Origin of the sequence: Pseudomonas sp. B20, assembly GCF_020515755.1 — a bacterium.
Taxonomy (GTDB): Bacteria; Pseudomonadota; Gammaproteobacteria; order Pseudomonadales; family Pseudomonadaceae; genus Aquipseudomonas; species Aquipseudomonas syringae.
Genome location: NZ_JAHPJG010000006.1, coordinates 111525 through 138023, shown reverse-complemented (window position 1 = coordinate 138023; position 26499 = coordinate 111525). Strand labels below are relative to the sequence as shown.

Below are 26499 nucleotides of genomic sequence, written 5' to 3'. Positions count from 1 at the left end.
AGGGGACGCACAGACGCCCATCGTTCCCACGCTCCGTGTGTGCATTATCAGGTCTTGAACTTGCGCACCAGGCCGTCCAGTTCGCTGGACAGCATCTCCAGGCTTCTGGAATCCGCGCGGGCCGAGTCCGAGAGTTCGGCGATCAACTGCGCATCACCATGGATCTGGCTGATGTGCCGGTTGATGTCTTCGGCCACCTGATGCTGTTCCTCGGCGGCGGTTGCGATCTGGGTATTCATGTCGCGAATCACATCCACTGACTCGCGGATCTGCCCGAAGCTGCTGCGTGCCTGTCCGATCTTGGTCACCGATTGCTGCGACACGTCGAGGCTGGCATGCATCTGTTGCGCCACCGAAGCAGTGCGTTTGGCCAAGTTGCCCAGCAGGCTGTCGATTTCTGCAGTCGAGTCCGACGTGCGTTTGGCCAGTGCGCGGACTTCGTCGGCTACCACGGCAAAGCCGCGACCCTGTTCGCCTGCACGTGCCGCCTCGATGGCCGCGTTGAGCGCCAGCAGGTTGGTCTGCTCGGCAATCGAGCGGATGGTGTTGAGGATCGACTGAATGCCTGCGCTGTCCTTTTCCAGTTGCGTCATGTCCTTGGCCGAGCGGGTGAGTTCTTCACTGAGCTGGTCGACGCTGCGCACCGCCTCATCGATCTGCCGCTGACCTTCACGCGCCTGTTGCTGACCGTTGTCGGCCGAGTCGGCGGCCTGGCTGCAGGAGCGGGCGACTTCATTGGAGGTGGCGACCATTTCATGAAACGCCGTGGAGACCATGTCCACTGCTTCGCGCTGCCGGCCGGCAGCCTCGGCCATGTCGTTGGAGACACGTGTCGAACTGTGTGAGGCTTCGAGAATCTTCCCGGCCGCCTGGCCGATGTGCTGGATCAGACTGCGGATCGCGGTCAGGAACTTGTTGAACCAGCCCGCCAGCTGCGCGGTTTCGTCCTTGCCGCGCACGGCGAGGTTCTGGGTCAGGTCGCCTTCACCGCCCGCGATGCCTTCCAGACCACTGGAAACACTGTGGATCGGACGCACGATAACGCGGGCGAAACTGGCACCGACAATTGCAAAGACTACCGCCAGCACCGCCGCGATGATACCGATCAACCAGGTCAGGCGGGTGGCCGAGGCCATCACTTCGTCCTGCTTGATCAGGCCGATGAAGTTCCAGCCCAGTTGCTCGGACGGGTACACATTGGCCATGTAACGCTCGCCGTTGAGTGTCACCTCGACCAGCCCACTGGCGGTTTTCGCCAGCTCGCTGAAGCCGTCGCCCAGTTCGCCCAGTTTCTTGAAGTTATGCTCGGGCTGTTTCGGATCGACCAGCACGGTGCCGTTCTTTTCCATCAGCATCAGATAGCCGCTGTCGCCCAGTTTGATCTGCTTGACGATGTTGGTCAGTTGCTTGAGCGATACGTCGATATTGACCACGCCGCCAGGGTTGCCCAGCTTGTTGGGTATCGCCCGGATGGTGCTGACCAGTACCGCGTCGTCGTTGGCCCAGTAATAGGCGTCGCTGCGCACAGTCTTGCCGGCATTGGCCATCGCCGTCTTGTACCACGGCCGCACACGCGGGTCGTAGTTACTCATTTTCGGGTCTTCCGGCGTCATGATGTAGCTGCCGTTGATCAGGCCATAAGAGACGTAGGAGTAGGCCGGGTGGGCCTTGGCGATATTGGCGAACAGCTCGGTTGCCTGCCTGTCATTCTCGGACTGCGCGGTAGGCGTTGCGCCCATGTAGCTGCGAAAATCGTCGCTCGCCCCGGCGATCAGCGGGTGCGCTGCGATGTAATTGACGTTCTGCGTAATTCCGTCGAAAAACAGCTGCATGGCATTGTCGACCTGGCGAATCTCGCGTGCGCTGCCGTCCACGAAATCACTGGTCGCCTTGTCGCGCAGGTTCACCACCACGATGGCGGCGACGACTAATATGGGCAAGCACGCAATGACTGCGAACGCCCACGTCAATTTCTGTTTGATATTCATTTGAGCTCCGGGGTGTCCGTTACTGCCGCAAGTGTTGGGCGCTGCATGGATGCAGTCTGCGACCCGGGGCGATGAGCTGAGGGTCGCTCTTATGGTCTACCAAGAGGTCAACGACTTTTGGCCAGCATTCTTTAGGCGGCTTGGCGGTAACAGACACTTGTTGTCGTTCATGAGCACGAAACGGCCTTTATTCACCGGAGCAATAACCCGTTGTTCATAAGTAGCGCCCTCCAAACTCCGTCATGGCATCCAGCATTGCGTCCTTGAAGTAAGCCAGCGAAGCCCGATCAAAGAGGATCTGGAAACAGGGTTCGGCCTGCGCGCCGAGGTTGATGACGATCACATTGATGCGCGCTGCCGAAGTCTGCGCCACCGAACCTGGCGCAAACGCTTCGGGGCGCAGATCCACGCCACACAGTTTGGCCATCACCTGGGCGATGCACGCGCCACTCAGTTGCAGCCAGGCATGGCTGTCTTCGCGAGGCAGCAGGTAGTTGGCGCTGTGGTCCAGCTCCCAGCGAGCTTCTTCATCGGCGATGCGCTGCCCGTCATCGAGCGGGCTGCCCAGCAGCAGGTATTCGGTCTGCGAAAGGCGCGCGACATGGCTGCCGTCTGCCTGTGTGACGGCGCGGTTCGGTGCCTCGGGCAGTCTGAAACCGCGTGCCGTGAGGTAGTCAGCGCTTTGCGTGCCGCGAAATCCCACGCGTGGTCGATCGGTCAGGTCTTGCAGCGTGCACAAGGCGCGCGGGTTGGCGCCGACAGGACTGTTCTGGATAAGGCTGGTCATGGGTCAGAGCTCCTGGCGCTGGTTTTCAGGGTCGAAGAACGGCAGTTTCACGACGGTTGCGTGAACCACCACGCCATCTTCGACGCGGATCGGAATCTGCTGGCCGGGTGTGCTCTGGTCGAACGCGGCATAGGCCATGCCGATGATCATGCCCAGGGTCGAGGAGTACTCGCAGGACGTCACGTTGCCACTGATGTCCGGGCCTCTGAGCACCAGATGCCCCTCAAGCGGCAGCGGGCTGGCCTTGGGCAGGGTGAAGCCAACCAGCTTGCGCTTCTGCGGCTGGGCTTCGAGGATGTCCACCGAGCGGCGGCCGACGAAGAAAGGCTTGCTGCGGCTGACGGCCCAACCCATGTCGATCTCGGCCGGATGCGTCATACCATCGGTGTCCTGGCTGATGATGACGTGGCCTTTTTCCAGACGTAACAGGCGTTGCGTCTCGACGCCGAACGGACGCATGTCAAAGGCCTTGCCAGCCTCGACAAGTGCATCCCAGAGCCTGAGCGCGTGACGAGCGGGGACGTGGATCTCGTAGCCCAGTTCGCCGACGAAGCCGACCCGCAACAGCCGCGCCTTGATGCCGGCAACCGTGCCCAGGCGCACGCCAAGATAAGGGAAACCTGCGGCAGACAGATCAAGATCGGTACAGACCTGCTCCAGCACCTTGCGCGAATCCGGACCCGCCACGTTGACCGCAGCGATGGCCGCCGTGACGTTGGTGATGTCCACGTTCAGACGCCACTGGGCATTCCACTTGAGCATCTGCTGATAAATGCGATCCACGCCGCTGGTGGTGGCGGTGACGTAGAAATGCTGTTCGGCAAAGCGCGCGCAAACGCCGTCGTCGATGACCACGCCTTGCTCGTTGGTCATCAGCGCGTAACGCGAACGCCCCACCGGCTGTTTGAGAAAGGCGAAGGTGTACAGGCGGTTGAGCAGTTCGGCGGCGTCGGGGCCGCGCACATCCAGGCCGCCGAGTGTCGACACGTCGATGATGCCGACCTTGTTGCGCACGTGCAGCGCTTCCTGCTGCATGCAGGCATCGCGTTGCGAGGGGTTGCCGTAGAACGCGGGACGCTGCCAGATCCCGGCCGGCATCATTTTCGCGCCTGCCTGCACATGACGCTGGTGCATGGGCGTCTGCCGATACGGATCGAAGGCACGGCCTGCAACGTGTGCCAGTTTCTCGGCCTCGAAGGGCGGTCGGGCCGTGGTCACGCCGGTTTCACTGATACTGCGCTGGGTTGAAGCGGCCACCAGTCTTGCAGTCGGCAGTGCCGAGTGACGACCTTGCGACGGGCCCATGCCCACCGTGGAATAGCGTTTTACCAACTGGATGTCGCGATAGCCGATGCGCGTGGCATTGACGATATCGCGTACCTGAAGGTCTTCGTCGAAGTCGACAAAATCCTTGCCGTCAGGGTGCGGGAAGATCGGCCAGGCGAAGTTGACCTGCGCTTCACTGCGCAGCGGGGCAGGGCTTTCAGCCGACGTCAGGCCCAGTGCCGTGACCACGCTGGCGGCGGCATGCGCGGCATCGGCCAGTACATTGTCCAGCGCGTGGTAACCGTTGACCGAGCCCGCGATGCTCAGGTTCTGTGGCAGGCTGCTGATGGCGAATTCGGCCTGTTGATCGTCATAGGCCAGCTTGCCGCCGGCCTGACACAACAACTGGTAGACCGGCATGTAGCCGCCGGACATGCACAGCAGGTCGCAGTCGACACGCGAGCCGCTGTTCGCCACCTGACCCTGGCCGGTGATCTTGCGCAGCTCGGCGCCGCTGACATGGCGCATGCCTTTCTCATGCAGCGCTTCATAGACCGTTGTGTTCACGTGGCAGACGATGCCGCGCTTTTCCAGCGCAAGCCGCAGCGTCCGGTCCGACGGGCTGCTGCGCATGTCGGCCACTGCGACCACGTCGACGCCCTGATCGTGCAAATCCAGTGCGGCGAGGTAACCGTCATCATTGCCGGTCAGCACCACCGCGCGTTTGCCGGGCTTGACGGCGTACAACTTGATCAGGCGCTGTACGGCGCTGGTCAGCATCACGCCAGGGAGGTCGTTGTTACGGAAAATCACCGGCTGATCGAACGAGCCGCTGCACACCAGACAGTGCGTGGCCCGTACCTTGTACAAACGCTTGCCCTGAATCACCGGCAGGTAGTTGTCGGTGAACCAGGCATTGCAGGTCGCTTGCTTGAGCACCTGGATATTGTCATGTGCTTCTACCGCAGCGACCAGTTCACGCCGCAGCTGTTCGGCACGCAGGCCTTCGACATCAAAGCGGGCATACGCCAGCGAACCGCCGAGGATCGGCTGCTGTTCGATCAGCAACACCTTGGCGCCGGCCTTGGCAGCACTCAGTGCTGCCTGCAAGCCGGCAGGTCCCGCGCCGATCACCGCCAGATCCGTGAACAGGTAGGCCTTGTCGTAGTACTCGGGCTGGAAGGTCAGGTCCAGCACGCCAAGGCCGGCCTTCTTGCGAATGATCGGCTCCCAGACTTTCCACATGCCCTTGGGCTTGTAAAACGAGCGGTAGTAGAACCCCACCGGCATGAACTTCGAGAACTTGCCCAGGTACGCGTCCCGGTCGTTGTCCAGTGAGCCGCTGAAGTTCTGGCCGGTGGCCTGCAAGCCTTCCTGCAGCGCAACGGTGTCGGCCATTACGTTGGGCTCGTGAGGCAACTGGATCAGGCTGTTGGCGTCCTGTCCGGCCATGGTCAGCGGACCGCGCGGGCGGTGGTACTTGAACGACCGCGAAAGCAGGAAGCGACCGTTGGCCAGCAGGGCACTGGCGATGCTGTCGCCCTGCAGGCCCTGATAGGTTTTGCCATCGAAGCTGAACGTGAGCGGCTGAGTGCGATCGATCAGCAGGCCCATGGGCGCGGGCAGGCGGGCGGGGGTGGTCATCCTGCGATCTCCTTGGAGGCGAGAGGGGCGAAGTCGATACGTGCGGTAAATAGTTCGCGTGGATCGAAGGTGCGGATGATCTCGTCGCTGCCGGTGTGGCGCTCGGCCAGGAACCAGTAGCTGGAGGGATTGTGCATCCACCACTCGCGCACCACGCCCAGCGTGTCCTCACTGTTGAACACGTAATCGGCCCACTCGGCATCGCTGCAGGTTTGCGGGTCGGGCATGTGTTTGAATTCCCCGCCGTAGGTGAACTCGCTGATGTTGCGCGGCCCGTTGAGCGGGCAGGTCATGATTTTCATGTGTCGCTCTCCGTCAGTGGCTGGCCGCTGTTGCGCCCATTTCGTTGACTTGCTGAAAGGTCGAGAAGCGTTCGAGCGCGAACGGCCTGATCAACTCGGGCACCTTGCCGCCGCTGGCCACCAGTTCTGCCATGGTCTTGCCGCAGATCGGCGTGGCCTTGAAGCCCCAGGTGCCCCAGCCTGCATCCAGGTAGTAATTCCTGACCGGGGAGAGGCCCATGATCGGGCTGTAGTCCGGGGTCATGTCGGTGATCCCGGCCCATTGGCGCATCAGTTTGGCGTTGGCCAGAAACGGAAACATCTCGATGGCGTGGGCCAGCAGGCTTTCCTTGAGGTCCAGCGTCGAGCGGCTGTTGAACAACGGGTAGGGATCAGAGCCACCGCCAAACACCACTTCGCCACGGCTGGTCTGCTGCACATAGCAGTGCAGGGCGGACGAGCTCACCAGCGGGTCGAGGAAGGGTTTGAAAGGTTGAGTGACCATCGCTTGCAGCGGGAAGGTCTGGATCGGCGAGCGGATCCCGGCCTTCTTCATCATCTGCGAACTCATACCTGCCACCGCCTGCACGGCGCAACCGCACTGGATGGTGCCGCGATTGGTCTTCACCGCAGTGAGGGTGCCGTTCTCGATCACCAGTTCCTGCACTTCGGTCAGTTGATGAATCTCCACACCACGCTTGGCCGCCTGCTTGGCGTAGCCCCAGGCGACCGCGTCATGCCGGGCGGTGCCGCCGTCGATGTGCCACAGGCCGGCGAGTACCGGCAGATGGCCGGGGTCCAGATTGAGGCTCGGCACCAGTTCGCGGATCTGCTGGCGGTCGATCATCTCGGTGCGGCCGCCGAAATGCTTGTTGACCTCGGCGCGCTGGCGGAACGACCGGACCGTGGCGTCGGTGTGCGCAAGGGTCAGTTGGCCGCGCTCGGAGTACATGATGTTGAAGTCGAACTCGTTGGACAGGCCCTGAAACATTTTCACCGACTCGGCATAGAACTTCACGCCTTCGCTGGTCAGGTAATTGGAGCGGATCACCGCCGTGTTGCGCGCTGTATTGCCGCCGCCCAGGTAACCTTTTTCCAGCACGGCAATATTGGTGATGCCGTGGTATTTCGACAGGTAGTAGGCGGTGGCCAGACCATGCCCGCCGCCGCCGATGATCACCACGTCGTAGGAGGACTTCAGTTCTTTGGGCGCAGGCAGATCTACCTCGACCGGGTACTCCGAGCTGAGCCCGTATTTCAACAGGTTGAAAGGCATACGGCCTCCGATTGGCTGCGTTGCGCGTGGGCCTGCTGCCTTGCAGCAGTCACGGTGTTTTTCATCAGAAAAGCGATGGTCATCGGCCCGACCCCGCCGGGAACGGGCGTGACGGCAGAAGCGACTTCGATGGCGCTGTCGAAATCCACATCGCCCACCAGTCGATTACGGCCGTGGTCCTCGATGCGGTTGATGCCGACGTCGATCACCACCGCGCCACGCTTGAGCCAGCTGGCATCGATCAGGCGCGGACGGCCAACCGCTGCCACGACGATGTCGGCCAACTGGCACAAGGCCCTGGCGTCGTGACTGCGCGAATGCACCACCGTCACCGAGCAATGCGCTTGCAGCAGCAGGGCGGCCATGGGTTTGCCTACGATGTTGGAACGACCGATCACCACCGCATGCTTGCCGCTTAGATCGCCGCAGGTTTCTTCGAGCAAGTGCAGGCAGCCGCTGGGCGTGCAGGGCGTCAGTACGTTACGTCCCTGGCTAAGGCCACCGACGTTTTCACTGTGAAAGCCGTCTACGTCCTTGCCCGGACCGATAGCCTGCAGGACGCGATTTTCTTCTATATGAGCGGGCAAGGGCAGTTGCAGGAGAATGCCGTTTACCGTGTTGTCGGCGTTCAGTTCGGCAATCAGCGCCAGTAAACGGGCCTGGCTGCTGTCGACCGGCAGGCGGTGTTCCAGCGAGCGAATGCCGGCTTCCTCGGCGCGCAGGATCTTGTTGCGTACGTAGACCTCACTCGCCGCGTCGTTACCGACCAGGATGACCGCCAGCGCCGGTTCGATACCTTCGGCCTTCAAGATTTCTACATCGTGTCTGACCTGTTGCAGAACGCGAGCGGAGGCGGCCTTGCCGTCGATGATGTGTGCGCTCATCGGAACACCACCGTTCGATCCGTGTTGAGAAACACGCGGTGCTCCAGGTGGTATTTGACTGCCCGCGACAGCGCGATGGTTTCGTTATTGCGTCCCGCCGCGACCAGGTCGGCAGGCAGGTAGACGTGATCGACGCGCTGCACTTCCTGCTCGATGATCGGACCTTCATCCAGGTCGCTGGTGACGTAGTGCGCGGTGGCGCCGATCAGCTTCACGCCGCGCTCGTAAGCCTGATGGTAGGGCTTGGCGCCCTTGAAACCCGGCAGAAACGAGTGATGGATATTGATCGCCCGACCCGCCAGTTGCTGGCACAGGTCGTCGGAGAGAATCTGCATGTAGCGCGCCAGCACCACCAGCTCGGTGCCGGTTTCGTCGACCACCTTCATCAGTGCTGCTTCCTGCGCAGCCTTGGTTTCCCTGGTCACGGGCAGGTAAATGAAACGAATGCCCTCGCGTTCGGCCATCGGTCGCAGGTCCAGGTGATTGGAGACGATGGCGGTGATGGTCATGTCCATTTCGCCCTTGTGGTAGCGGTACAGCAGGTCGGTCAGGCAGTGATCGAACTTGCTGACCATCAGCAGCACACGCATCGGCCGGCGCGTGTCATGCAGCTCCCATTGCATGGCAAAGTCGTTGGCCACGGCGTCGAAGCCGGCTTTCAACTGCTGGATGTCGCCCTCATGACCATCGTTGAAGCGAAACACTGCGCGCATGAAAAAAGTGCCGCTGTACTCATCGTCGAACTGGGCCATTTCACCGATGTAGCAGCTGTTGCCAGCCAGGTAGGAAGTCACCGCCGCGACAATGCCGGAGGTCGCCGGGCAGCTGATCTTCAGGATGAAATGGTTCTTCTCGTGTTGCATGGCGTGTCCTCTGAAGGGTGGCGGCAGTTCGGCGCAGGGCGAAAAAGGTCAGATGCAGAGGGTTTCGTCAGTGAATAAAATTCTCTACAGGAATTTAATATTCTTGAAGGCTGTTTTATAGGCGAAAGGAAATCCAGCGTCCAGAGGTTTCTGGAAACTTTGTTTACTAAAGGGAATATTGCGGGTCGAGACGTCTGGAGGAGGGCAGCTCAGATTCACGCACTTATAGACAGAAAACGCCTGCGGCAGGCGTTTTCCGGAAGCAGGAAGGGGTTTACTCGTGATGCGCTTCACCAACAAACGTCAGCGAGGTAAACAAGCCGCGTTCGGCGATGTCGGCGTTGTCCTTGACCGGCAGCGTGACCTCGGCCGCGATGATATTCAGCCCCTCATTACGCACGATGACGCTGGCCAGGCCTTGTGCATCGGTTTCGGCGCTGACGACGTCCGGTGCACTGCGGTAATCGCCGATCAGCTTGATACCGGCGGCGGGTTTGCCGTCGATCAGTACGCGAACCGGCAGTGCTTTGCCTGCGCCGACTTTCAAAGGGTCGGTCTGCGGCACGATCACGAAATTCAACTTGTTGAACGCTGGCAGGTGCGCGCCTTCGGCGTAAATGGCCACGCTGTATTTGAAGGTGTGGATGGAGTCGGTGCCATTGGGCACTTTGCTGCGTCCCTCATTGATCCATTTCTTTTCGGCGTCGCGCGTCCACATGCCGTTATCCAGCGCAACGCTCATGACCGCAGGCGGCTTGAGCGGCACCAGACGAGCGTGGTCTTCAAGACGTTGTACCGTCACCGGGATCATTTTGCCCTGCAGGTCGTAGGCCCACGCACCGCTGACTTTCTGTGCCTTGAAGGCATTGTCTTCCGCGCCATGACCGTAGACCACTTCGATATTGCCGCGACGCTGTTCGGTCCACAGACCGTGCGCATTGACGTGACTGGCGAACAGAGCGCCGAGCAGGCCCAGGGCCAGGAAAGGTTTGCTTGAAAGCATGATGCGTCCTTGTTGTTGTGAACGGAGTGTATTGATCCGGGTTGTCATAGGCGTCAGAGGCTGAGGGTCAGGCTGACCGTAACGTTGCGCGGTTCGCCAGGCGCGACCCAGTAATTGCTGTAGGAGCGCTCGTAGTATTTTTCATCGAAAATGTTGTTCAGGTTCAGACCTACTGTGACGTTCTCACTGGCTTTGTAATGCGCCAGCAGGTCTACGGTCTGGTAGGCCGGCAACTCGAAGTCAGAGCCTGACTGCCCCGAGCGGTCGCCGACGTAGGTGTACGCCGCGCCGACGTCCGAGCCGCGCAACGCGCCTTCCTGGAACTCATAGACGCCCAGCAGGCTGCCGCTGTGTTTGGCGACACCGAGGATGCGACTGCCTGTGGGAATGGTCTGGTCGCCCTTGGTCACTTCGGCGTCAATGTAGGCGAACGCACCGATGACCCGAATGGCTTCGCTGACCTGCCCGGTAAATTGCAGATCCAAGCCCTGGCTGCGAGCTTTGCCCACCGCGCGATTGGTGTCGGTGCCCGGATCCAGCGCGAGCACGTTTTCCTTCTCGATATGAAAGGCGGCGAGGGTAGTGCTCAGGCGATCGTCGAACAGTTCGCTCTTGATCCCGACTTCGTAGCCGACGCCTTGTTCCGGGTCGAAGGTTTTGCCGGCGGCATCCAGGCCATTGTTGGGCTTGAACGAGGTGGAGGCGTTGGCGAACAGGCCGACCTGCGGTGTGAGTTGATAAAGCAACCCGGCGCGCTGAGTGAAAGCGTCCTGGCGCTGCCCGGAGGTGGCGTTGGTGGTGAAGTCATCGACCTGCTGATCGAAGTGCTCGTAGCGTGCGCCAATCATGCCGCGCAGCTTGTCGGTAAAGACAATCTGGTCCTGCAGGTTCAGCGCGCGGCTTTCGACATGCTCGTAAAAATCAGTACCGGAGCGTGCGCCGGCGGGCTTCGGCTGGCCGTAGACCGGGTTGTAGATGTCGATGGCGTAGGGGCTGCCGGCGATGGTCGTGACGCGTTCGTTCTTGCGATAGTTCTCGTACTCGGTGCCGATCAGCACTTCGTGCTCGACCCCCATGCCGTCGAAACGACCGCGTAACTCCAACTGGGTGATGCTGTCATGCCAGTTGTTGTCGCGCTCACGATAACGGCGATTGACAGTGTGCCCGTCGGCGTTCAGCGGGCGCGCCTCGCTGGCAAAACCCGACATCTCGCCCTGTTTGTAGTGGCTGGCCAGACGCAGCGACCAGACATCGTTGAGCTGATGGTCCAGGGCGAACTGGACCATGTTGTTGTCGTTATCGATGTCATCGTCCGGCTCGCCGAGGAAGGTCGAGCGCGACACGCCACTCCACTTGTTGTTGGGGGCGACCACGCCTCGGTCGAACGTCGATGTGTGGCGCACGAACTCGGTTTCCACCAGCAGACGGGTGTCAGGGTTCAATTGCCAGCTGAAGGACGGGGCGACAAACACCCGTTTGCTCTCTACATGGTCACGAAAGCTGTTGTTGTCTTCTACGGCCAGATTGACCCGCGAAAGCAGATTGTCTTCTTCATCCAGCGGCGTGTTGACGTCCAGCGCGGTACGATAGCGATCCCAACTGCCTGCGCTGGTCTGCAAGGTGGTAAAGGCGTCACGCTGGGGTTTCTTGGTGACGATGTTGACCGTGCCGCCCGGATCGCCACGCCCATACAGGCTGGCGGCGGGGCCTTTCAGCACTTCGATGCGCTCGATATTTGCGGCATCCGGCGTGGCTGGGTAACCGCGGTTGGCGCTGAAGCCGTCCTTGTAGAACTCGGAAGTGGTAAAGCCGCGGATGCTGTACTCGTAAAGCGTCAGCCCGCCGAAGTTGTTCTGCTTCGACACGCCGCCGGCAAAATCCAGCGCGCGCTCGACATTGTTGCTGCCAAGGTCCTTGAGCACTGAAGCAGGTACTACGCTGATTGACTGCGGGATATCCGCGATGGCGGTGTCTGTCTTGGTGGCCGTGGCCGAGCGGGTGGCGCGATAGCCCTGAACCGTGCTGGTGGCGGTCTCGTACTGATAGTCGGAAGTGACATTGACGCTTTCCAGTTCAATGGTCTGCGGCTGTTCCTGCCCATAGCTGTTGCTGCCCAATACCCCGATTGCCAAGCCTGCCAGAGACGCGATTCTACGAGACGACATGTGAGACTTCCTGATAGTAATAGATACAATATAACATCTCCGTTGAGAATTATTGTTGTTTGTTGACGAGAGATGTAACCGTTGCGTCTATCAGCAGGCGTTCCGGCGTTGAGGCTCAGGATTCAGGTGGGATCGGGGAGCACGCGCGAGGTCCATTTCCGTTGAGGAAATGGACCTTACTCACTTACGCCAGCAACTCTGTCCCGAGTTGAAACGCCACCCACAACGCCAGTCCGGTGGCGAAGGTCAGCGCGATGTTTTCGAACCAGTTGTTGCGGTATTCCTTGCTCAGCAGTGACTTCTGATTGGACATGATCAGCAGCCCCAGCGAGATGACGGGCAACCCGATGATATTCAGCGCGTTGACGCCCAGCGTCAGGGTCACGAAGTCCGGCATGCCGGGCAGCGACCAGATCAGCGGGGTGACCAGAATGAACAGCATGAACCAGCGGTGCATCGGATCGTTGTGGAACACTTTGCCGTAGCGTTCGCGGCGCTTGGGCTGGATGTGCTGGAAGGCATCGGTGATCAGCATCGGAAAGGCTGTGGTCTTGCCGGAAATACTGGCGAACAGCGTGGCGAACACGCCGATGAAGAAGATGTACCAGCCCAGCGGGCCGAAGAAGATCTCCAGCGCCTTGCCCAGGTCCGCCAAAGTGTTGACCTGAATACCGTTGGGCCGCAGGATTTCGACGCCCACCACCCAGATGGCCAGGTTGATGATGATGCCGACGATCACCGCGAACAGCAGATCGTTGCGCTGGATGCGCTTGTGCTCTGGGCCGGTCCAGCCTTTTTCACGCATCACGTAAGGGTGGACGAAGTTGGCGATCGACCCGGCCACGGCGCCGATCACCGAGACCGCCACCAGCAGCGCGCCGTGTACGCCTTCATCAGGCGGAATACTGAAGCCGATGGTGCCCTTGATGATGCCGGTGACATCGGGCCCGGACATGATCGCCAGGGTCATAAACGCCAGGGTCATGATGGCCAGCAGCACCTTCATCACGCCTTCGATCATTGCGTAGATATTGCGGCCCACCAACAGCCACACGGCAATTACCACTGCGACGGAGCAGAGCAGTGGCTGGTCGATGTGCAGCAGCATGGCAAGCGCCTCGCCAGCGCCCTTGATCATGTAGGCGTTGATCAAATGCCCCATGAGCAATGCGTAGCCAAGCATGAACCAGGCGAACAGCGGGTGCAGTTGCGCGTAACCCTGGAGGATGGTCATGCCCTGGTTATTGCAGAGCTGGAAGCGGGCGATGATGTTGACGATCAGGAACCTGAGCAACAGCGAAATCGCCAGTACCCACATCATGGCGTAGCCATAACTGGCGCCTGCAACCGATGAGGTGATCAGATCGCCCGCGCCCAGCCAGGACAGCACGGCAATGATGCCGGGCCCCAATAATTTTGCAAATTTCTTGAGACGAGGTTCGGCTACTGGCGTGGCCGTTTCTTTGAGAGACGGGGTTTGCGGCATGCGGTGAATCTCCGTTTTTTATTGTAATGAGATGTCAGTCACTGCCAGACAAGATAGGACGTCATACAACATGGGTCGTTGGTAAAAATGTAACTATGTGTGAACCAGATGCGGCGCGGGCTAAGCTTGCGTCTGCCAATCTCGTTTTCCCTGGAGAGCCAATGATGTTTCCAATACTCGCCGCTGCCCAATTCTGCTCTGCGCGGGGAGATATCGAACACAATCTCTCCGGGCATTCGGCGTTCATGCAACAGGCATCTGAGTTGGGCGCCAGTTACTTGCTGTTTCCCGAGTTGTCATTGACAGGCTACGAACCGGATCTGGCTCGCGAGCTGGCCTTGCTTGCAGACGATGCACGTTTGGCGCCGCTCGCGGCACTGGCTGTGAAATTGCAATTGACGACCACCGTTGGCGTGCCACTCAGGGGGGCGAGCGACAGCGTCCTGATCGGCGCATTGACCTTCACCGCCGCGGGCGATGTCATCGCCTATGCCAAGCAACACCTGCACCCCGGCGAAGACGTCGTGTTCAGTGCCGGCAGCGAGGACTGCTATCTGCCAGTTGATCAGCAGCGAATCGGTCTGTGCGTGTGTGCAGACTTCGCCCACGCCGAGCACGCGCAACGCATGGCGCAAGGCGGATCCTGGGTGTACGCAGCCAGTGTGCTGATCTCGCCGGGAGGCTATGAATACGATGCCGGACTGCTTTCGGGGCATGCCCGCCGCCACTCGCTGCCGGTGTTGATGGCCAATCATGGTGGGCCGACTGGCGGATGGCAGTCGGCGGGGCGCAGTGGTCTGTGGGACGAGGCAGGGCGTTGGGTTGGCGGGATGGAGGGTGAAGGAGGTGGTCTGGTAGTCGCGACTCGCCAGCGCGAGGGCTGGCGGGTCAGAGCAGTTACAGTGGGCTAAGACGTTTCACGCGCCTACGGCATTGTCCGGTTTGAGCCCGGTTTCGTTATGCGAGCGCGAAAGGGTCTCCGGTACAGCCAGCCACAACAGACAGAACGCTACCGCTGCTACACCGGCGAGGGTCAGAAATGCCGCGCTGTAACCTGCTGCATGCACCACAAAACCCGCCAGGCTGTTGCTCAGCGCTGCACCCAGCCCGAACAGCGTGGACAGCGCACCCAGACTCACGTTGAAACGCCCGCTGCCTTGAGTGAGGTCCTTGACCATCAATGGGAACAAGGCACCGAACAGGCCAGCGCCGATGCCGTCGAGCATCTGCACCGCCACCAGCCAATAGGGATCATCGGAGAGGGTGTACAGCACACCGCGAATCGGCAAGAACAGAAAGCCGGCCAGCAGCAGCGGCTTGCGCCCCCAGACATCCGCTTTCATGCCGACCAGCAGCGCGGCAGGCACCATCACCAATTGGGCCGCGACGATGCATGCCGAAGTCAGCGGTGTGGCCATCTGCATGTTGATCTGTGACAGCTTCTGACTCACCAGCGGCAGCATCGCCGCGTTGGCCAGATGGAACAGCGCGCAGCAGATACCGAACATCAGCAGCGGCTTGTTGCTCAACAGCGCAGAAAGGCCTGACGGTTGATGACCACTGACGTCGTGGCTGGCGTCGAAACCCCGAGCCACGTCGTGATCGATCGCGTCTGCGGAAACGAAGCTGACCGCGACAATACTCGCCAGCGCCATGGCGGCCATCAGGTAAAACACCGCGATAGGGCCGAATAGATAGGCGAAGCCGCCAGCCAGAAGGGCTGCGCAGGCATTACCTGCGTGATTGAACGTTTCGTTGCGCCCGGTACGACGGGTAAACGCTTTGGGCCCGGTGATACCCAGCGAAATGGCCGCGATGGCCGGTGCAAATACCGAGGCCGCAATGCTGCTCAACGCCTGGGTCAGGGCGACCACGGAAAAAGACGAAGTAAAGGGCAGAATCAGGCAGCTCAGGGTCACCAACAAGGCCGCCACACCAATCATGGCGCGCTTGTAGAGCGTTCGGTCGATCAGCGCCCCGGCAGGTGTCTGGGTCAGCAGCCCGGCAATGCCGGCAATGGTCATCACCACGCCAATGCTGGCCGGGTCCCATTTGTGCACTGCCAGCAGATAGATCGCCAGATACGGTCCCAGGCCATCACGCACATCGGCAAGGAAGAAATTCAGACTGTCCAGTGAAAGGGTGTTGCGGCGATCTGCATGACTGACCAAGAGTGAGGTTCCTGTAATTCGTCCGACTCCAGGCAACCGAGTCACGGGTAATACTGACCCGGGCCTTTTTAAAGAAGTTTCCGCACCCAAGATGAAATTTAGGCTTCAAATGCTCTTTTTCTGCAGGCTTTTCAGCCTCTGGGTTGCGCGTTGCACGGCTGCCATCTTTTCAGGCCGTTTCATGCGCTTCCACTTGCGAATATCGTCCTTGGTGCGCCCGCAGCTCACGCACAGATCGCCGCTGAGCTGGCACACGGAAATGCACGGGTTTTCGATGTCCTTGGCCATGCTCAACCTCGTCTGGCGTATTTACGTTTGATGCGCTGCTGCCAGTCGCCTGCGTTTTCGCGCAGGCACTGCTCTTCGCAGTCGACATGCACATGCGCCGCTGCATTCGACAGGCTGACCTGAGCATCGTCAAGTGCCTCTACCGTGAGACCGATCATGCGCTTGTCCAACCCGCGCTGCAGCGCAGCGTTCTTGTCAGCCAGCGTATCAAACACCCACACCACCTGCAGGCTGGCCGGGAATGCTGCGTAATCGACTTCATGAGTCAGCCAGCAGAAACCGGGCATCTCGGCCTTGGCGGTCTCGCAGGCGTGCGTCAGTGCGCTCACCAGACGCCGATCTGTGTGGGCCTGTTCGCGTTTGCTGGATGGCATGGGGGGCCTTGAAGTGTAGAGGGAAAGATGGTCACGATACCTGATTGCCGGTTTTGCTTACAGGCTGAGCCAATCAAGAATGTGGAAGCTGGGTTCCGAGTTGGCCTCAGATTAAGTACATAACTGTGAGGTCTTGTTTATTTTTAAACGTTTCGGTGTGACGTGTCCTTCATTATCTTCAGATAAGGACGATAGCGCTAACATGTGTTGTTCGGACATCCTTGTGTGCATTGAATTATTGCTTGTCGAGCTGGCGACGTTTTAATCGGCTAAGGAGTGTTCAGTGAATGTGTCTCATATAGGTGTGTTTGGCACTTTATTTGTAGATTATAGGTCTTTTGTTAACTGTACGCAGGGGGTAGTGCTATGGCGTTTGATACTTACATGCAGATCGAGGGTATTCCTGGTGAATCCCTTGACGCTGTATTTAAAGATTGGATAGAGCTTTCGGATTTTGATGTGGGGGCAAGCCAGTCAGCGTCGGCGACGACGACAAGCGCTGGCGGGGCAAGCAGCGGGCGAGCCAGTATGAGCGATTTCTTTTTCCGTAAAGCTGTTGATAAATCTACCCCCAAGCTCCATGAGGCTTGCTGCAGTGGTAAGCATTTCAAAGAGGTCACTATCGCTGTAAATCGTGCAGGGACGGAAAAAATAAAATATCTAGAGATAAAGCTTGAAGAGGTAATAATTTCTTCGGTGTCTCTGAATGGCAATGGCTCGATTGAAAGTGGTTTTCCAACTGAAACAGTGCGCCTTAATTATGGGCGCATAAAAATGCTCTATACCCAGCAGAAGCGATCCGATGGTCAAGGCGGCGGACAAATAGCGGGTGGTTGGGATGGTATAAAAAATAAAGTCTACGCCTGACTTTTGCCAAGGAAGGGTGTTACATGTCGGAAACTACCAACAATCCTAATGTTGCATATTGCAGCTTTTCATTAAACAGTGAATCCGTGAGCACCTTACGTTGTGGTCAAGCTAGCTATGAAGCGTTCTCGGGTATGGGGGCTCCATTTGTTAATAATCCTCAATATCAGTCTGTTCAGGGGAAAGGTGCAATTCCTACTGGGCGATATTTTATTGTTGATCGGCAAAGTGGGGGCAGGTTCGGTTGGGTTAGAGAGCCGTTACAAGACTTTTTGGCTGGCACAGACAGAGGAGAGTGGTTTGGTCTCTATAGGGATGACGGGGAAGTTGATGATCAGACAACTGTTGATACTATATGGCGTGGCGCGTTTAGGCTCCACCCCGTCGGGCCGCGTGGTCTAAGCGAAGGCTGCATTACTCTTAATTCTCAGATTGGTTTCGATGAGCTTAAGAAGTATCTTCGCAGCCAGAGGGGGGAGGTTATTGGTGGAACGAATCTCAAGTATTATGGGGTAATAGATGTGGTCGGTGCTGGCGATAAAAATTCCAAATGAAGAAAATAATAAAACTCATCGTGATGGGCGTTTTGGTTTTGGTACTGGCTGCGCTGCTCACTAAGTGGGTTGTCGCTTTAGGCTTTATTGGCTGGCTTCTTGGAACTGAAGCAGGCCTCGATCTGTATGTTTCGGCTACAAATACCCTGGGCATAATCGGTGGCGAGGATGGAGAGTTCATGCTTCTTGCCTTGATGGTATTCGTCATGCTGGTTCCATCGGCGTTTCTTGTGGGCGCTGCAGCTAAAAGGCTTCATACATTCAGAGCAGAACGGCAGTCAGCAGCTAATAAGAGAGCTGGCAGATAATACGCAGTGCTGCCTGATCTCACACGGCCATCATTCAAGCCATGCAGCGTTATCTTGTAGGATGACGTTCGGCCGCAAGGCCGGCGCCATTCCAAAAATAACAAGGAGACGCATGATGGATTTCTCAACCTCAAGCCCCGCTCTGGAGCCAAGCCGTCGGAGCTTTCTGAAAAAATCGCTGGCCGTTTCAGCAACCGTTGCCGCCATCGGCGCATTGCCGCGTCTTTCCAGCGCTCAGCCGCTGACCCAACGCTACCCCGACCCGTTGGTCCGTGTGCTGGATGACAGCTTTACCGACATACGAATATTCAATGCCAGCGTCGAGAAGCTGGCCAGCGGCATGCGCTGGGCCGAAGGGCCGGTGTGGATCGGTGACGGGCGCTACTTGCTGGTCAGCGATATCGCCAATAATCGCATCATGCGCTGGGACGAAGTGACGGGTGAGCTGTCGGTGTACCGCGAGCACTCGAACTTTTCCAATGGCATGTGTCGCGACCGTCAGGGCAGGCTGCTGGTTTGTGAGGGCTCCAGCACGACCAATGAGGGGCGGCGGGTAACGCGTACCGAGTACAACGGGCGCATCACCGTGCTGGCCGACAGCTTCGAGGGCAAACCTTTCAATTCGCCCAACGATATCGCCTGCAAACGGGATGGGTCTATCTGGTTCACCGATCCCACCTTCCAGGCCGAAAGCAACTACGAAGGTCAAAAGGTCAAGCAGGAGCAACCTTTCGGCGTCTATCGCATAGACCCCTCGAACGGCAAGGTCTCCAGAGTGATCGATGATCTGGCAGGTCCGAACGGCCTGTGCTTTTCGCCGGACGAGAAAACCTTGTATGTGGTCGAAGGGCGGGCCAAACCCAATGGCCTTATCTGGGCGATAGCGGTCAAGGAAGATGGCACGCTGGGCGAGCGGCGCAAGCTTGTCGAAGGCCTGGACTACGCGGCGATAGACGGCATAAAGTGCGACGAGAGCGGCAATCTGTGGTGCGGCTGGGGCGGTAACGGTGATCCCAAGGCGGATATGGAGAAACTCGACGGCGTGCGAGTGTTCAACCCTCAAGGCAAGGCCATCGGCCACATCAGCCTGCCCGAACGCTGCGCCAACATCTGCTTCGGCGGGCGAGAGGGCAATAGGCTGTTCATGGCCAGCAGCCATTCGCTTTATTCGGTGTTCGTGAACGCGCGCGGTGCTACGTTTGCCTGACGGCGCGTGACCCGATGACGGCGCATGACACGACGCGTCGTCAATCGGGTCGAACCCCTCGGGCCGTGCCCGGTCTGTTCCTGTAATTACTTTCAGGGATAGTTATTTATGTCGGCGCAACGCGGCCTTGTTCTACTTGCACGAGGCGGTTATGCCGCCCGTGGTGTTGTTTATCTGATTATCGGTCTGTTCGCGGTACTGGCGGCGCAGGGCTCCTCGCAGCCGGCCGACAGCCACAGCAGTCTTGAAGCGCTGTTGAGCCAGCCTTTCGGCGGTGTTCTGGTCGGGGTGGTGATCGTCGGCCTGCTGGCGTTCGCGGCATGGCGTGTCTTGCAGGCCACCCGGGACGTTGACCACCATGGCCGCGAATTCAAGGGGTTGGTGATTCGCGGCGGTCTGTTGGTGGGCGGCTTTACGTACGGCGCACTGGCGTTCTTTGCCCTGGGCCTGCTGGTCAGTGGGCTGAAGAGCTCCGGCGGCTCATCGGACGGTGGTCAGGCCAAGGACCTGCTGGCGGCCATTCTGTCCTGGGATCACTCCAATCTGCTGGTCTATGTGGTCGCTCTGGTGCCCCTGGGCTTGGGCATCGTGCACATCATCAAGGGCTACAAGGCTTCCTTCGAGAAGTATTTCGAGGCCGACGAGGACGTCATGAAGTATGTGCGTCCGGTATCGCGCTTCGGCCTGATCGCCCGCGGCGTAGCGTTCATTGAAATTGCCGTGTTACTGGCGGTAAGCGGCTCCAGTTATCAGGCCATGCACCCGCCTGGCATGAAAGATGCGCTCAACGGCTTGCAGGATTTGCCCGCAGGCGGCCTGGTATTGCTGATCGTGGCACTTGGGCTGATCGCGTTTTCGGTGTACAGCTTCGCTCAGGCGGCCTGGCGCCGGATCAATATGGACGTGCCTGATGCGCCGGAGGCTGTGGCGCGTCATTTCCGCTGATCGCCCGTATTCTGGCAGAGGACTGCGTGACGTCTCAGGTCAGGCAGTCCTTTAGTGGCGCCTGCCAGTAAAAATAATGTGATCTACGTCTCAAGTCGCCTTTGGCGCGGCCGACATTCTCTTTAGCGTTGCGATCATTTTCCGGACTGACGTTCTCCACGCGGGCCCGGATCAGATTCAGCGCAATAAAAATAAAAGAGGATAGCCATGACCATTCTTCAGCGAGTGATCGGTGGATTTGCTGTGCTGGTGGTACTGCTGCTCGCCATGGCAGGTATCAGCTATCAGAGCACCCATTCCATAAGTGATCGGATCAGCGTCATTACAGGGCAGTCCGCACCGTTGAGCAGGGCGGCGAGCGAGCTTTACGTGCATGTGCTGCGCGCCAACCAGGCATTGCTCGGGATTCTGGTCAGCACTGATCCCAAACAGATCGACGATGGCAAACAGCCCTTCAACGACAGCATGATCCGGTTCAATCAGCTGCTGGACAGCACGCCTGCCTATATTGGCGATCGTGCCGAACTGCGCGACAACCTGAACCAGCAACGCCAACTGAGTGCTGCTTATGCCGAGCAGGCGCAGACGCTGATTGCCAGCCATCGACAGCACGTTCTGCAGGCACTTCAGAGCCGAGTGTTGCAGGGCTACAGCAGCAGTCAGGGCGCGCAACTGACCGGTTATCTTCGTGACTATATTGCCCGCGAGCGCAACGCCGGCTCCGCCGAGACGGTGGCAGCGGGGGAAAAGCTGTTACTGGATGTCGGCAAATCCTACGAAGGTCTGGCTGCCCATGCCGCCACACCGAATATTCAGACCTTGCAGCGCGTGCTCAACCTGCAGGATGAGGTGATCAGCACCCGCACACGGGAGCTCATCGCAGCGGACCCGCGTGCTGGCCGGATTGCCGGCGTGATGGTCAACCGCCTGCTTAACGATCTGACCGGCAGCGACGGCGTTTATCAGGCCTACAGGCAGGAAGCGGCACTCGCCGAGCAGGTCGACAAACAGCGCCAGGCAGCGGAAACCCGTCTTCAGGCAACGCTGGGCAAGATTGGCGAGTTCGGCAATCAGTCACTGGCGGTGGCCAACGAGGCCAAGGCCGGGGCGGATTCGACCATTGCCACCAGCCTCAGCCTGTTGCTGATCGCCTGCCTGCTGGCCGTCATGGCGGCAGCGATCATCGGCACATGGGTCGCCTTCAGCCTGCGTCGCCCTCTGGCTGCGTTTCGCGAGGTTTTGAAGACGCTCACCAGTGGCGACATGCGGGTACGTTTCGACGTCAGCCGCCGCGATGAGTTTGGTGAGCTGGGTGGTTATCTCAATGAATTCACCCAGTCGTTGCAACAGACGTTTCGCCAGCTGATCGGGTCGGCCGATGCCCTGGCGCTGACCGCCAGCCAGAACGCGCAGATCAGTGAGCAGACGACCCGCGTAGTGGACGAGCAGAAGGATCGTCTCAACTCTGCCGCGTCAGCCATGAATGAAATGGAAAGCACGGTCGAGGAAGTCGCCCGTCGGGCTCAGGACACACGCGGCGCGGTGGACAGCACCAGTGAGCTGACCGGGAAAGTGCAAAAGCGCGTGGCTGAAACCATCGTCAACATTCGCCAGCAGGCTGAACAGGTCAACAAGGCGTCTGCGGTGACCGACGAGTTACAGAAATACGGGCAGAACATCGACGGCATCGTCGACGCCATTCGCACCATTGCCGAACAGACCAACCTGCTGGCGCTCAACGCCGCCATCGAAGCGGCGCGGGCTGGCGAGCAGGGCAGGGGCTTTGCGGTGGTGGCCGATGAGGTGCGCTCGCTGGCCAGTCGCACTCAGACCTCCACCAGCGAAATCCAGGAAATGATCGGCCAGATGCAGAGCAAGATCCATTCGGCGGTAGAGGTGATGAACGAAAGCCAGATCCAGTCCGACCATTGCGTGACGCTGGCCTCCGGCGCTGATCAATTGCTGGTGGAAATGGGCGAGGCGGTGGATGTGATTCGCGACATGAACATTCAGATCGCTGCGGCCACCGAACAGCAAAGCGCGACCGTGCAGGAGACCAGTCGCATGGTCACGCACATCAACGATTCCGCCCAGCAGGCCGCCGACGGTGCCGAGCAATCGGCAATCAGCAGTCAGGACCTGTCGAAAATGGCCAGGGATCAGCGCGAGCTGCTCCATCATTTCAGCGTTTAACGCCCCGGGAGTCAGAACATGAAACAGTGGTTATCGATTTCCCTGAGTGCGAGCCTGCTGTTCGCTGGCCTGGTGCAGGCTGCCACGCCGCTGATCGGTGTAGGCATGGCCAAATACAACGACAACTTCCAGACCATCCTGCGCCACGGCGTGGAAAAACAGGTAGCGCTGCTGGACGCCGACATTTTCATGGAAAACGGCCAGGACGACGTGGAGCTGCAGATGCGGCAGTTTCGCAATCTGGTGAACTCGAAAGTCGATGCCATCGTTGTCGCCATGGTGAGTGGCAAAAGTGCGCCGGAAATGATGCGTCTGGCCAACGAGGCCAAGGTTCCGCTGGTATTCGTCAACCGCAATCCGGAGCCTGCCAAGTGGCCTGCGCTGACGGCGTTCGTCGGCTCTGACGAACTGGAGTCCGGCACATTGCAGATGGAAGAGCTGGCCCGCCGCGCCAATTACAAGGGCAATGTGGTGATTCTGGTCGGCGACCCGAGCAACAAATCATCGGTCATGCGCACCGAGGACGTGGAGAAGGTGGTCGCCAAGTACCCGGACATGAAGGTTGTGCAGAAGAAAATCGGCAACTGGGAGCGCAGTCAGGCTGCGACCATCGTGATTGAATGGGTCAAGCAGGGCGTGGACTTCTCCATCATCGCTGCCAACAATGACGAAATGGCCATTGGGGCAATCATGGGGCTGGAAAAAACCGGCAAAAAGGCGGGTGATTATCTGGTGGGCGGGATCGATGGCACCCCGGATGGTTTGAAGCTGATGGCCGAAGGCAAGATGGCGGTGAGCGTGTTCCAGGATGCGCTCGGGCAGGCCAACGGCGCAGTGGATGCCGCGATGCGCATGGCGCGCGGCGAAACCCTGGCGTCGCCGGTCATCTGGGTGCCGTTCAAGCTCATTACTCCGGAAAACCGTCAGCAGTTCGAGTAGTGCTCAGGTTACAAACGTGTGGCGCTGGGCGTCACACGTTTGTGTCCTTGCTGCACGCTCGGGATCGAACCTGGAGTAGGCCGCGCTGACCGGCAGGTCAGACCCGAATATCCTGCGGTCCGCGGATCTGGGCTTCGATGCGTGTGCCAGTCAGGCGCTCTTCGTTGGAGAACCCGTCGTAGCTGGACAGGTCGCCAAAGCGGATGCCGGTGAGTTGCTCGATCTGCGCGACGCTGCGTTGCCAGGTTTTGAGCGGGCCGAACATGATGTCCAGCTTACCCAGCTCGCGGGTCTGGTCGATCATGTAGGCGCTGGCCGAAGGCTTGCCGTCATCACCGAGAAACGCCACGACCTTCCAGAATGCTGAAGGGATTTTGACATTGCGGTAGCTGCGGTCGTCGTCGCGCAGCACCGGGCCGGTGAACACCGTTACCCGTGATTTCCAGCGTCGTGTGTTGTCGAGAATGTAGTCCTCGAGTTCCAGCCAGGTCTTCTGGTTGAACGCACCCATCTGCGGCGAGCAGTTGGTGAAGTGGAAGGTGTCACTGTTGGCGACTTCGGCTTCCTTGCCCCAGTTAGGGTCCTGACGCCGAACCAGATGGCCGCGATCCAGCAGATTGTCGGCGTACACGCTTTCGCCAATCTGCGCTTCGGCGGGCAGGCGGCCGTCAAATGCCCAGGAATCCTTGCTGCGTTTGACCTCTACGCTATTGGCACCATCAATGTTGACGCCGACATACAGCGCCAGACGCCGACTGCGCGACATGGTGATGGAAAAGTGCGTGTAATCGAGACGATCCCCCGTGTTCTTCAAAGGATAGACATCAGGCGCAAGCTCCTCGTCGGCAGTCGGCCAGGGCACGATGAAATCACCGAGGAAGTTCTCGGCATAGCCGGTGCGTTTTTTCAAGTCGCTTGCTGGTGTGGTGCGTCCTGCGGCCAGCGCCTGTGGTTCGAGTAAGGGTGTAGTCGACATCAGTGGTTTGAGGTCGGCAAGGCGGGGCCGGTAGGCGAGATCGATGGCGAACTTCTTGTCAGGCACAGTACTTGCTCCTGTGGGGATTGAATGTCTTTAGTTCACCATAGACGCGTTACAGAGCGGCGTCAGGCCGGGCGTTCGACATGATCGACTGACGATTCGGCAAAATCGGTTAAATAGGCTTAAGTATCTGGCAACGTGCGTCGATAAGCTGTAGATAAGAGCAATCCGCAGCTCGCGTTATTTCATTGACCGGAGGGCTACAGGATGTCGATAAAACTACGTCTGTTCTTGCTGATAGGCACCAGTGTGCTGACCGTCATGATCATCAGCCTGGTCAACTACCTGGGTAATACGCGCATGGAGGCGGCGATGCTCGACAGTGAAGTCAGCATGGCTGCGCTGGGCAATCACCTGCAAGCCGACATGATGCACGACGCGCTGCGCGCCGATGTGCTGTCAGCGATGCTGTTTGGTCTGGGCAGGAGCAACAGTTCGCGTGATGAAGTGCAGGCATCCCTCAAAGAGCATGCCGCACTGTTTCGCAAGGTCGTGAGCGATAACCTGCAACTGCCGCTCACCGAAGCCATCAAGGCAGAGCTGAGCAGGATCAAGCCGAGCCTCGACGCCTATATCAGCGCAGGCGAGCGGATTGTCGGGCTGGCCATCGACAGTCCGGACCGCGCGCAGCAAGAGCTGGGCACATTTTCCAGTGCCTTCACGCAACTGGAGGGGCAGATGTCGAGCTTGAGTGACCTGATCGAGGAAAACTCCAAAGCCAGCGGCGAACGCACCCGTCAGACCACGCGAAGTGCCAATGTCACCTTGGCGGTCGTGCTTTCGATCAGTATTTTGCTGCTGCTGATCCAGGGGCATTGGGTGACGCGCAGCATCATTATCCCGCTCGCGTCCGCCAGCCGTATTGCCGACAGTATTGCCCATGGCAACCTGCGCGAACCCATCGCCGAGTCAGGTGGCCGTGACGAAGCCAGCATGCTGATTCGCAGCCTGGCGATCATGCAGCGTGACCTGCGCAGCATGATCGAGGTGGTGCGCAGCAATGCCAATGACGTCAGTGGCATGAGCCGTCAGCTCAGCAGTGGTTGCCATGAGGTGGCCGACAGCAGCCGGCAGCAGAGTTCGGCAGCCGGCACCATGTCGGCGGCGACCAGCGAGATGACCGCAAGCATTGAAGAAATCACCCGGCATGCCGGGCAGGCCCTGGAAATGGCCAGTCAGGCCGAATCCCTGGCCAAGAACGGCGGCCGGGTGATTCATCAGGTGGTCAGTGACATGGACAGCATTGCCCGCTCGGCGCAGCAGTCGGCTCAGGTGATCCGCACGCTGGACAAGGATTCGGAAGGAATCTTCAATATTATTCAGGTCATCAAGGGCATTGCCGACCAGACCAACCTGCTGGCGCTCAACGCGGCCATCGAGGCTGCCCGTGCTGGCGAGCAGGGCCGTGGTTTTGCCGTGGTGGCCGACGAAGTGCGCAGCCTGGCCGGACGCACCAGTGCTTCCACTCAGGAAATCACCACCATGGTTGCGCGCATTCAGCAGAGCACCCGCGAAGCGGTTACCAGCATGGAAGCCGGTGTGGCTCAGGTTGACAAGGGCATGGCGGTGACCGCCGAAGTGGAACGTGCGATCAGCGATATCCTGGATGCCACGCTGAGCACCACGCAACTGGTCAACGACATCACCCGCACCATTGGCGAGCAAAGCCTGGCCAGTAATGAAATCGCCCATCAGGTTGAAATGATTGCCAGCATGTCCGAGGGCAATAGCCGGGTTATCGGCCAGACCGCCAGTACTACTGATGAACTGTCGGTAATGGCCGGGCAGCTTTCACAATCGGTCGATCGCTTTCAGCTGTGATATCAAATCGCCTCACTCTGCAGTACTCTGCGGCGCGAAAAGCGCCGTGAGCTGCGTGGCCGAAATTTTTCCGCCTCTGCTGAAGGCGAACGCATTAAAGCTTTGGTAGCGAGAGACGTTAACCATCGCACCAGAACCACCCTTGTACCC

General features: G+C 59.3%; 23 protein-coding genes and 3 pseudogenes. 11 read left to right on the top strand and 15 right to left on the bottom strand.

The window, feature by feature from the left end:
* Positions 1 to 47: 47 nt before the first annotated feature.
* From LIX91_RS25765 to LIX91_RS08560, 11 genes and pseudogenes are all read right to left on the bottom strand, one after another.
* A complete protein-coding gene (locus tag LIX91_RS25765; RefSeq protein ID WP_371675504.1) occupies positions 48 to 776 on the bottom strand; it encodes a methyl-accepting chemotaxis protein in 729 nt (242 codons plus the stop codon).
* Positions 777 to 905: 129 nt separating this feature from the next.
* Positions 906 to 1739: pseudogene (locus LIX91_RS25760) on the bottom strand (cache domain-containing protein); the annotation flags it as partial.
* A gap of 463 nt (positions 1740 to 2202) precedes the next feature.
* Complete coding sequence (locus LIX91_RS08600) at positions 2203 to 2775, bottom strand: sarcosine oxidase subunit gamma (RefSeq protein WP_226488344.1); 573 nt, start codon at positions 2773 to 2775, stop codon at positions 2203 to 2205.
* 3 nt (positions 2776 to 2778) lie between these two features.
* Entirely contained in the window at positions 2779 to 5685 is a 2907-nt protein-coding gene (locus tag LIX91_RS08595) for a 2Fe-2S iron-sulfur cluster-binding protein (protein WP_226488343.1), read from the bottom strand.
* Positions 5682 to 5987, bottom strand: a complete 306-nt coding sequence (locus LIX91_RS08590; protein ID WP_003396121.1) for a sarcosine oxidase subunit delta — start codon at positions 5985 to 5987, stop codon at positions 5682 to 5684. Before LIX91_RS08590 ends, LIX91_RS08595 begins: the two co-directional genes overlap by 4 nt.
* A gap of 13 nt (positions 5988 to 6000) precedes the next feature.
* Entirely contained in the window at positions 6001 to 7242 is a 1242-nt protein-coding gene (locus LIX91_RS08585; RefSeq protein WP_004412561.1) for an FAD-dependent oxidoreductase, read from the bottom strand.
* Positions 7224 to 8126, bottom strand: a complete 903-nt coding sequence (folD, locus tag LIX91_RS08580; protein WP_226488342.1) for a bifunctional methylenetetrahydrofolate dehydrogenase/methenyltetrahydrofolate cyclohydrolase FolD — start codon at positions 8124 to 8126, stop codon at positions 7224 to 7226. Before folD ends, LIX91_RS08585 begins: the two co-directional genes overlap by 19 nt.
* Positions 8123 to 8989 (bottom strand): formyltetrahydrofolate deformylase, encoded by an 867-nt coding sequence (purU, locus tag LIX91_RS08575; protein ID WP_003346974.1) that lies wholly within the window; start codon positions 8987 to 8989, stop codon positions 8123 to 8125. The genes folD and purU overlap by 4 nt, the downstream gene beginning before the upstream one ends.
* Positions 8990 to 9263: 274 nt before the next feature.
* Positions 9264 to 9992: a DUF4198 domain-containing protein gene (locus tag LIX91_RS08570; protein ID WP_100072006.1), complete on the bottom strand. Its 729-nt coding sequence runs from the start codon at positions 9990 to 9992 to the stop codon at positions 9264 to 9266.
* A gap of 53 nt (positions 9993 to 10045) precedes the next feature.
* Complete coding sequence (locus tag LIX91_RS08565) at positions 10046 to 12157, bottom strand: TonB-dependent siderophore receptor (RefSeq protein ID WP_226488341.1); 2112 nt, start codon at positions 12155 to 12157, stop codon at positions 10046 to 10048.
* Between the two features lie 184 nt (positions 12158 to 12341).
* Entirely contained in the window at positions 12342 to 13643 is a 1302-nt protein-coding gene (locus LIX91_RS08560) for an Nramp family divalent metal transporter (protein WP_004410722.1), read from the bottom strand.
* Positions 13644 to 13804: 161 nt separating this feature from the next.
* Between LIX91_RS08560 and LIX91_RS08555 the strand changes: the two genes are divergently transcribed.
* Positions 13805 to 14554 carry a carbon-nitrogen hydrolase family protein gene (locus tag LIX91_RS08555; RefSeq protein ID WP_103695423.1) on the top strand — a complete coding sequence of 250 codons (750 nt, stop codon included), beginning with the start codon at positions 13805 to 13807 and terminating at the stop codon, positions 14552 to 14554.
* Between the two features lie 6 nt (positions 14555 to 14560).
* Here LIX91_RS08555 and LIX91_RS08550 read toward each other — a convergent pair whose 3' ends face one another.
* The 3 genes from LIX91_RS08550 to LIX91_RS08540 form a co-directional block, all read right to left on the bottom strand.
* Positions 14561 to 15814 (bottom strand): MFS transporter, encoded by a 1254-nt coding sequence (locus LIX91_RS08550; protein ID WP_004412572.1) that lies wholly within the window; start codon positions 15812 to 15814, stop codon positions 14561 to 14563.
* A gap of 105 nt (positions 15815 to 15919) precedes the next feature.
* Positions 15920 to 16102, bottom strand: a complete 183-nt coding sequence (locus LIX91_RS08545; protein ID WP_003315517.1) for a DUF1289 domain-containing protein — start codon at positions 16100 to 16102, stop codon at positions 15920 to 15922.
* A 2-nt stretch (positions 16103 to 16104) separates the two neighbouring features.
* A complete protein-coding gene (locus LIX91_RS08540; protein WP_100072002.1) occupies positions 16105 to 16476 on the bottom strand; it encodes a hypothetical protein in 372 nt (123 codons plus the stop codon).
* A 366-nt stretch (positions 16477 to 16842) separates the two neighbouring features.
* Here LIX91_RS08540 and LIX91_RS08535 point away from each other — a divergent pair, with 366 nt between their 5' ends.
* The 8 genes and pseudogenes from LIX91_RS08535 (at position 16843) to LIX91_RS08505 (ending at position 23489) form a co-directional block, all read left to right on the top strand.
* Entirely contained in the window at positions 16843 to 17343 is a 501-nt protein-coding gene (locus LIX91_RS08535) for an Hcp family type VI secretion system effector (protein ID WP_103695425.1), read from the top strand.
* 23 nt (positions 17344 to 17366) lie between these two features.
* Positions 17367 to 17897, top strand: a complete 531-nt coding sequence (locus LIX91_RS08530) for a DUF2778 domain-containing protein (RefSeq protein WP_226488340.1) — start codon at positions 17367 to 17369, stop codon at positions 17895 to 17897.
* A complete protein-coding gene (locus LIX91_RS08525; protein ID WP_103695427.1) occupies positions 17894 to 18205 on the top strand; it encodes a hypothetical protein in 312 nt (103 codons plus the stop codon). Before LIX91_RS08530 ends, LIX91_RS08525 begins: the two co-directional genes overlap by 4 nt.
* A gap of 115 nt (positions 18206 to 18320) precedes the next feature.
* The gene (locus tag LIX91_RS08520; RefSeq protein ID WP_103695428.1) at positions 18321 to 19412 is read left to right on the top strand and encodes an SMP-30/gluconolactonase/LRE family protein; all 1092 of its coding nucleotides are present in this window, start codon (positions 18321 to 18323) and stop codon (positions 19410 to 19412) included.
* A gap of 108 nt (positions 19413 to 19520) precedes the next feature.
* Complete coding sequence (locus tag LIX91_RS08515) at positions 19521 to 20357, top strand: DUF1206 domain-containing protein (RefSeq protein ID WP_003423890.1); 837 nt, start codon at positions 19521 to 19523, stop codon at positions 20355 to 20357.
* A 207-nt stretch (positions 20358 to 20564) separates the two neighbouring features.
* Positions 20565 to 21695 (top strand): annotated as a pseudogene (locus LIX91_RS25755) (HAMP domain-containing protein); the annotation flags it as partial.
* Positions 21696 to 21836: 141 nt separating this feature from the next.
* The gene (locus LIX91_RS25750) at positions 21837 to 22550 is read left to right on the top strand and encodes a methyl-accepting chemotaxis protein (protein ID WP_370737595.1); all 714 of its coding nucleotides are present in this window, start codon (positions 21837 to 21839) and stop codon (positions 22548 to 22550) included.
* 18 nt (positions 22551 to 22568) lie between these two features.
* The gene (locus LIX91_RS08505) at positions 22569 to 23489 is read left to right on the top strand and encodes a substrate-binding domain-containing protein (RefSeq protein ID WP_226488338.1); all 921 of its coding nucleotides are present in this window, start codon (positions 22569 to 22571) and stop codon (positions 23487 to 23489) included.
* Between the two features lie 97 nt (positions 23490 to 23586).
* On the opposite strand, the gene LIX91_RS08500 is transcribed toward LIX91_RS08505, so the two are convergent.
* Entirely contained in the window at positions 23587 to 24531 is a 945-nt protein-coding gene (locus tag LIX91_RS08500; protein ID WP_004412588.1) for a DNA/RNA non-specific endonuclease, read from the bottom strand.
* Between the two features lie 204 nt (positions 24532 to 24735).
* Between LIX91_RS08500 and LIX91_RS25745 the strand changes: the two are divergent.
* A pseudogene (locus LIX91_RS25745) lies at positions 24736 to 25491 on the top strand (MCP four helix bundle domain-containing protein); the annotation flags it as partial.
* Complete coding sequence (locus LIX91_RS25740; protein ID WP_370737594.1) at positions 25486 to 26349, top strand: methyl-accepting chemotaxis protein; 864 nt, start codon at positions 25486 to 25488, stop codon at positions 26347 to 26349. The pseudogene LIX91_RS25745 and the gene LIX91_RS25740, both read left to right, overlap by 6 nt.
* Positions 26350 to 26499: the final 150 nt, after the last annotated feature.

Coding starts and splice junctions, on each gene's coding strand:
- LIX91_RS25765 (WP_371675504.1), bottom strand. CDS start 776: ATGGTCTCCACGGCGTTTCATGAAATGGTCGCCACCTCCAATGAAGTC.
- LIX91_RS08600 (WP_226488344.1), bottom strand. CDS start 2,775: ATGACCAGCCTTATCCAGAACAGTCCTGTCGGCGCCAACCCGCGCGCC.
- LIX91_RS08595 (WP_226488343.1), bottom strand. CDS start 5,685: ATGACCACCCCCGCCCGCCTGCCCGCGCCCATGGGCCTGCTGATCGAT.
- LIX91_RS08590 (WP_003396121.1), bottom strand. CDS start 5,987: ATGAAAATCATGACCTGCCCGCTCAACGGGCCGCGCAACATCAGCGAG.
- LIX91_RS08585 (WP_004412561.1), bottom strand. CDS start 7,242: ATGCCTTTCAACCTGTTGAAATACGGGCTCAGCTCGGAGTACCCGGTC.
- folD (WP_226488342.1), bottom strand. CDS start 8,126: ATGAGCGCACACATCATCGACGGCAAGGCCGCCTCCGCTCGCGTTCTG.
- purU (WP_003346974.1), bottom strand. CDS start 8,989: ATGCAACACGAGAAGAACCATTTCATCCTGAAGATCAGCTGCCCGGCG.
- LIX91_RS08570 (WP_100072006.1), bottom strand. CDS start 9,992: ATGCTTTCAAGCAAACCTTTCCTGGCCCTGGGCCTGCTCGGCGCTCTG.
- LIX91_RS08565 (WP_226488341.1), bottom strand. CDS start 12,157: ATGTCGTCTCGTAGAATCGCGTCTCTGGCAGGCTTGGCAATCGGGGTA.
- LIX91_RS08560 (WP_004410722.1), bottom strand. CDS start 13,643: ATGCCGCAAACCCCGTCTCTCAAAGAAACGGCCACGCCAGTAGCCGAA.
- LIX91_RS08555 (WP_103695423.1), top strand. CDS start 13,805: ATGATGTTTCCAATACTCGCCGCTGCCCAATTCTGCTCTGCGCGGGGA.
- LIX91_RS08545 (WP_003315517.1), bottom strand. CDS start 16,102: ATGGCCAAGGACATCGAAAACCCGTGCATTTCCGTGTGCCAGCTCAGC.
- LIX91_RS08540 (WP_100072002.1), bottom strand. CDS start 16,476: ATGCCATCCAGCAAACGCGAACAGGCCCACACAGATCGGCGTCTGGTG.
- LIX91_RS08535 (WP_103695425.1), top strand. CDS start 16,843: ATGGCGTTTGATACTTACATGCAGATCGAGGGTATTCCTGGTGAATCC.
- LIX91_RS08530 (WP_226488340.1), top strand. CDS start 17,367: ATGTCGGAAACTACCAACAATCCTAATGTTGCATATTGCAGCTTTTCA.
- LIX91_RS08525 (WP_103695427.1), top strand. CDS start 17,894: ATGAAGAAAATAATAAAACTCATCGTGATGGGCGTTTTGGTTTTGGTA.
- LIX91_RS08520 (WP_103695428.1), top strand. CDS start 18,321: ATGGATTTCTCAACCTCAAGCCCCGCTCTGGAGCCAAGCCGTCGGAGC.
- LIX91_RS08515 (WP_003423890.1), top strand. CDS start 19,521: ATGTCGGCGCAACGCGGCCTTGTTCTACTTGCACGAGGCGGTTATGCC.
- LIX91_RS25750 (WP_370737595.1), top strand. CDS start 21,837: ATGAATGAAATGGAAAGCACGGTCGAGGAAGTCGCCCGTCGGGCTCAG.
- LIX91_RS08505 (WP_226488338.1), top strand. CDS start 22,569: ATGAAACAGTGGTTATCGATTTCCCTGAGTGCGAGCCTGCTGTTCGCT.
- LIX91_RS25740 (WP_370737594.1), top strand. CDS start 25,486: ATGCAGCGTGACCTGCGCAGCATGATCGAGGTGGTGCGCAGCAATGCC.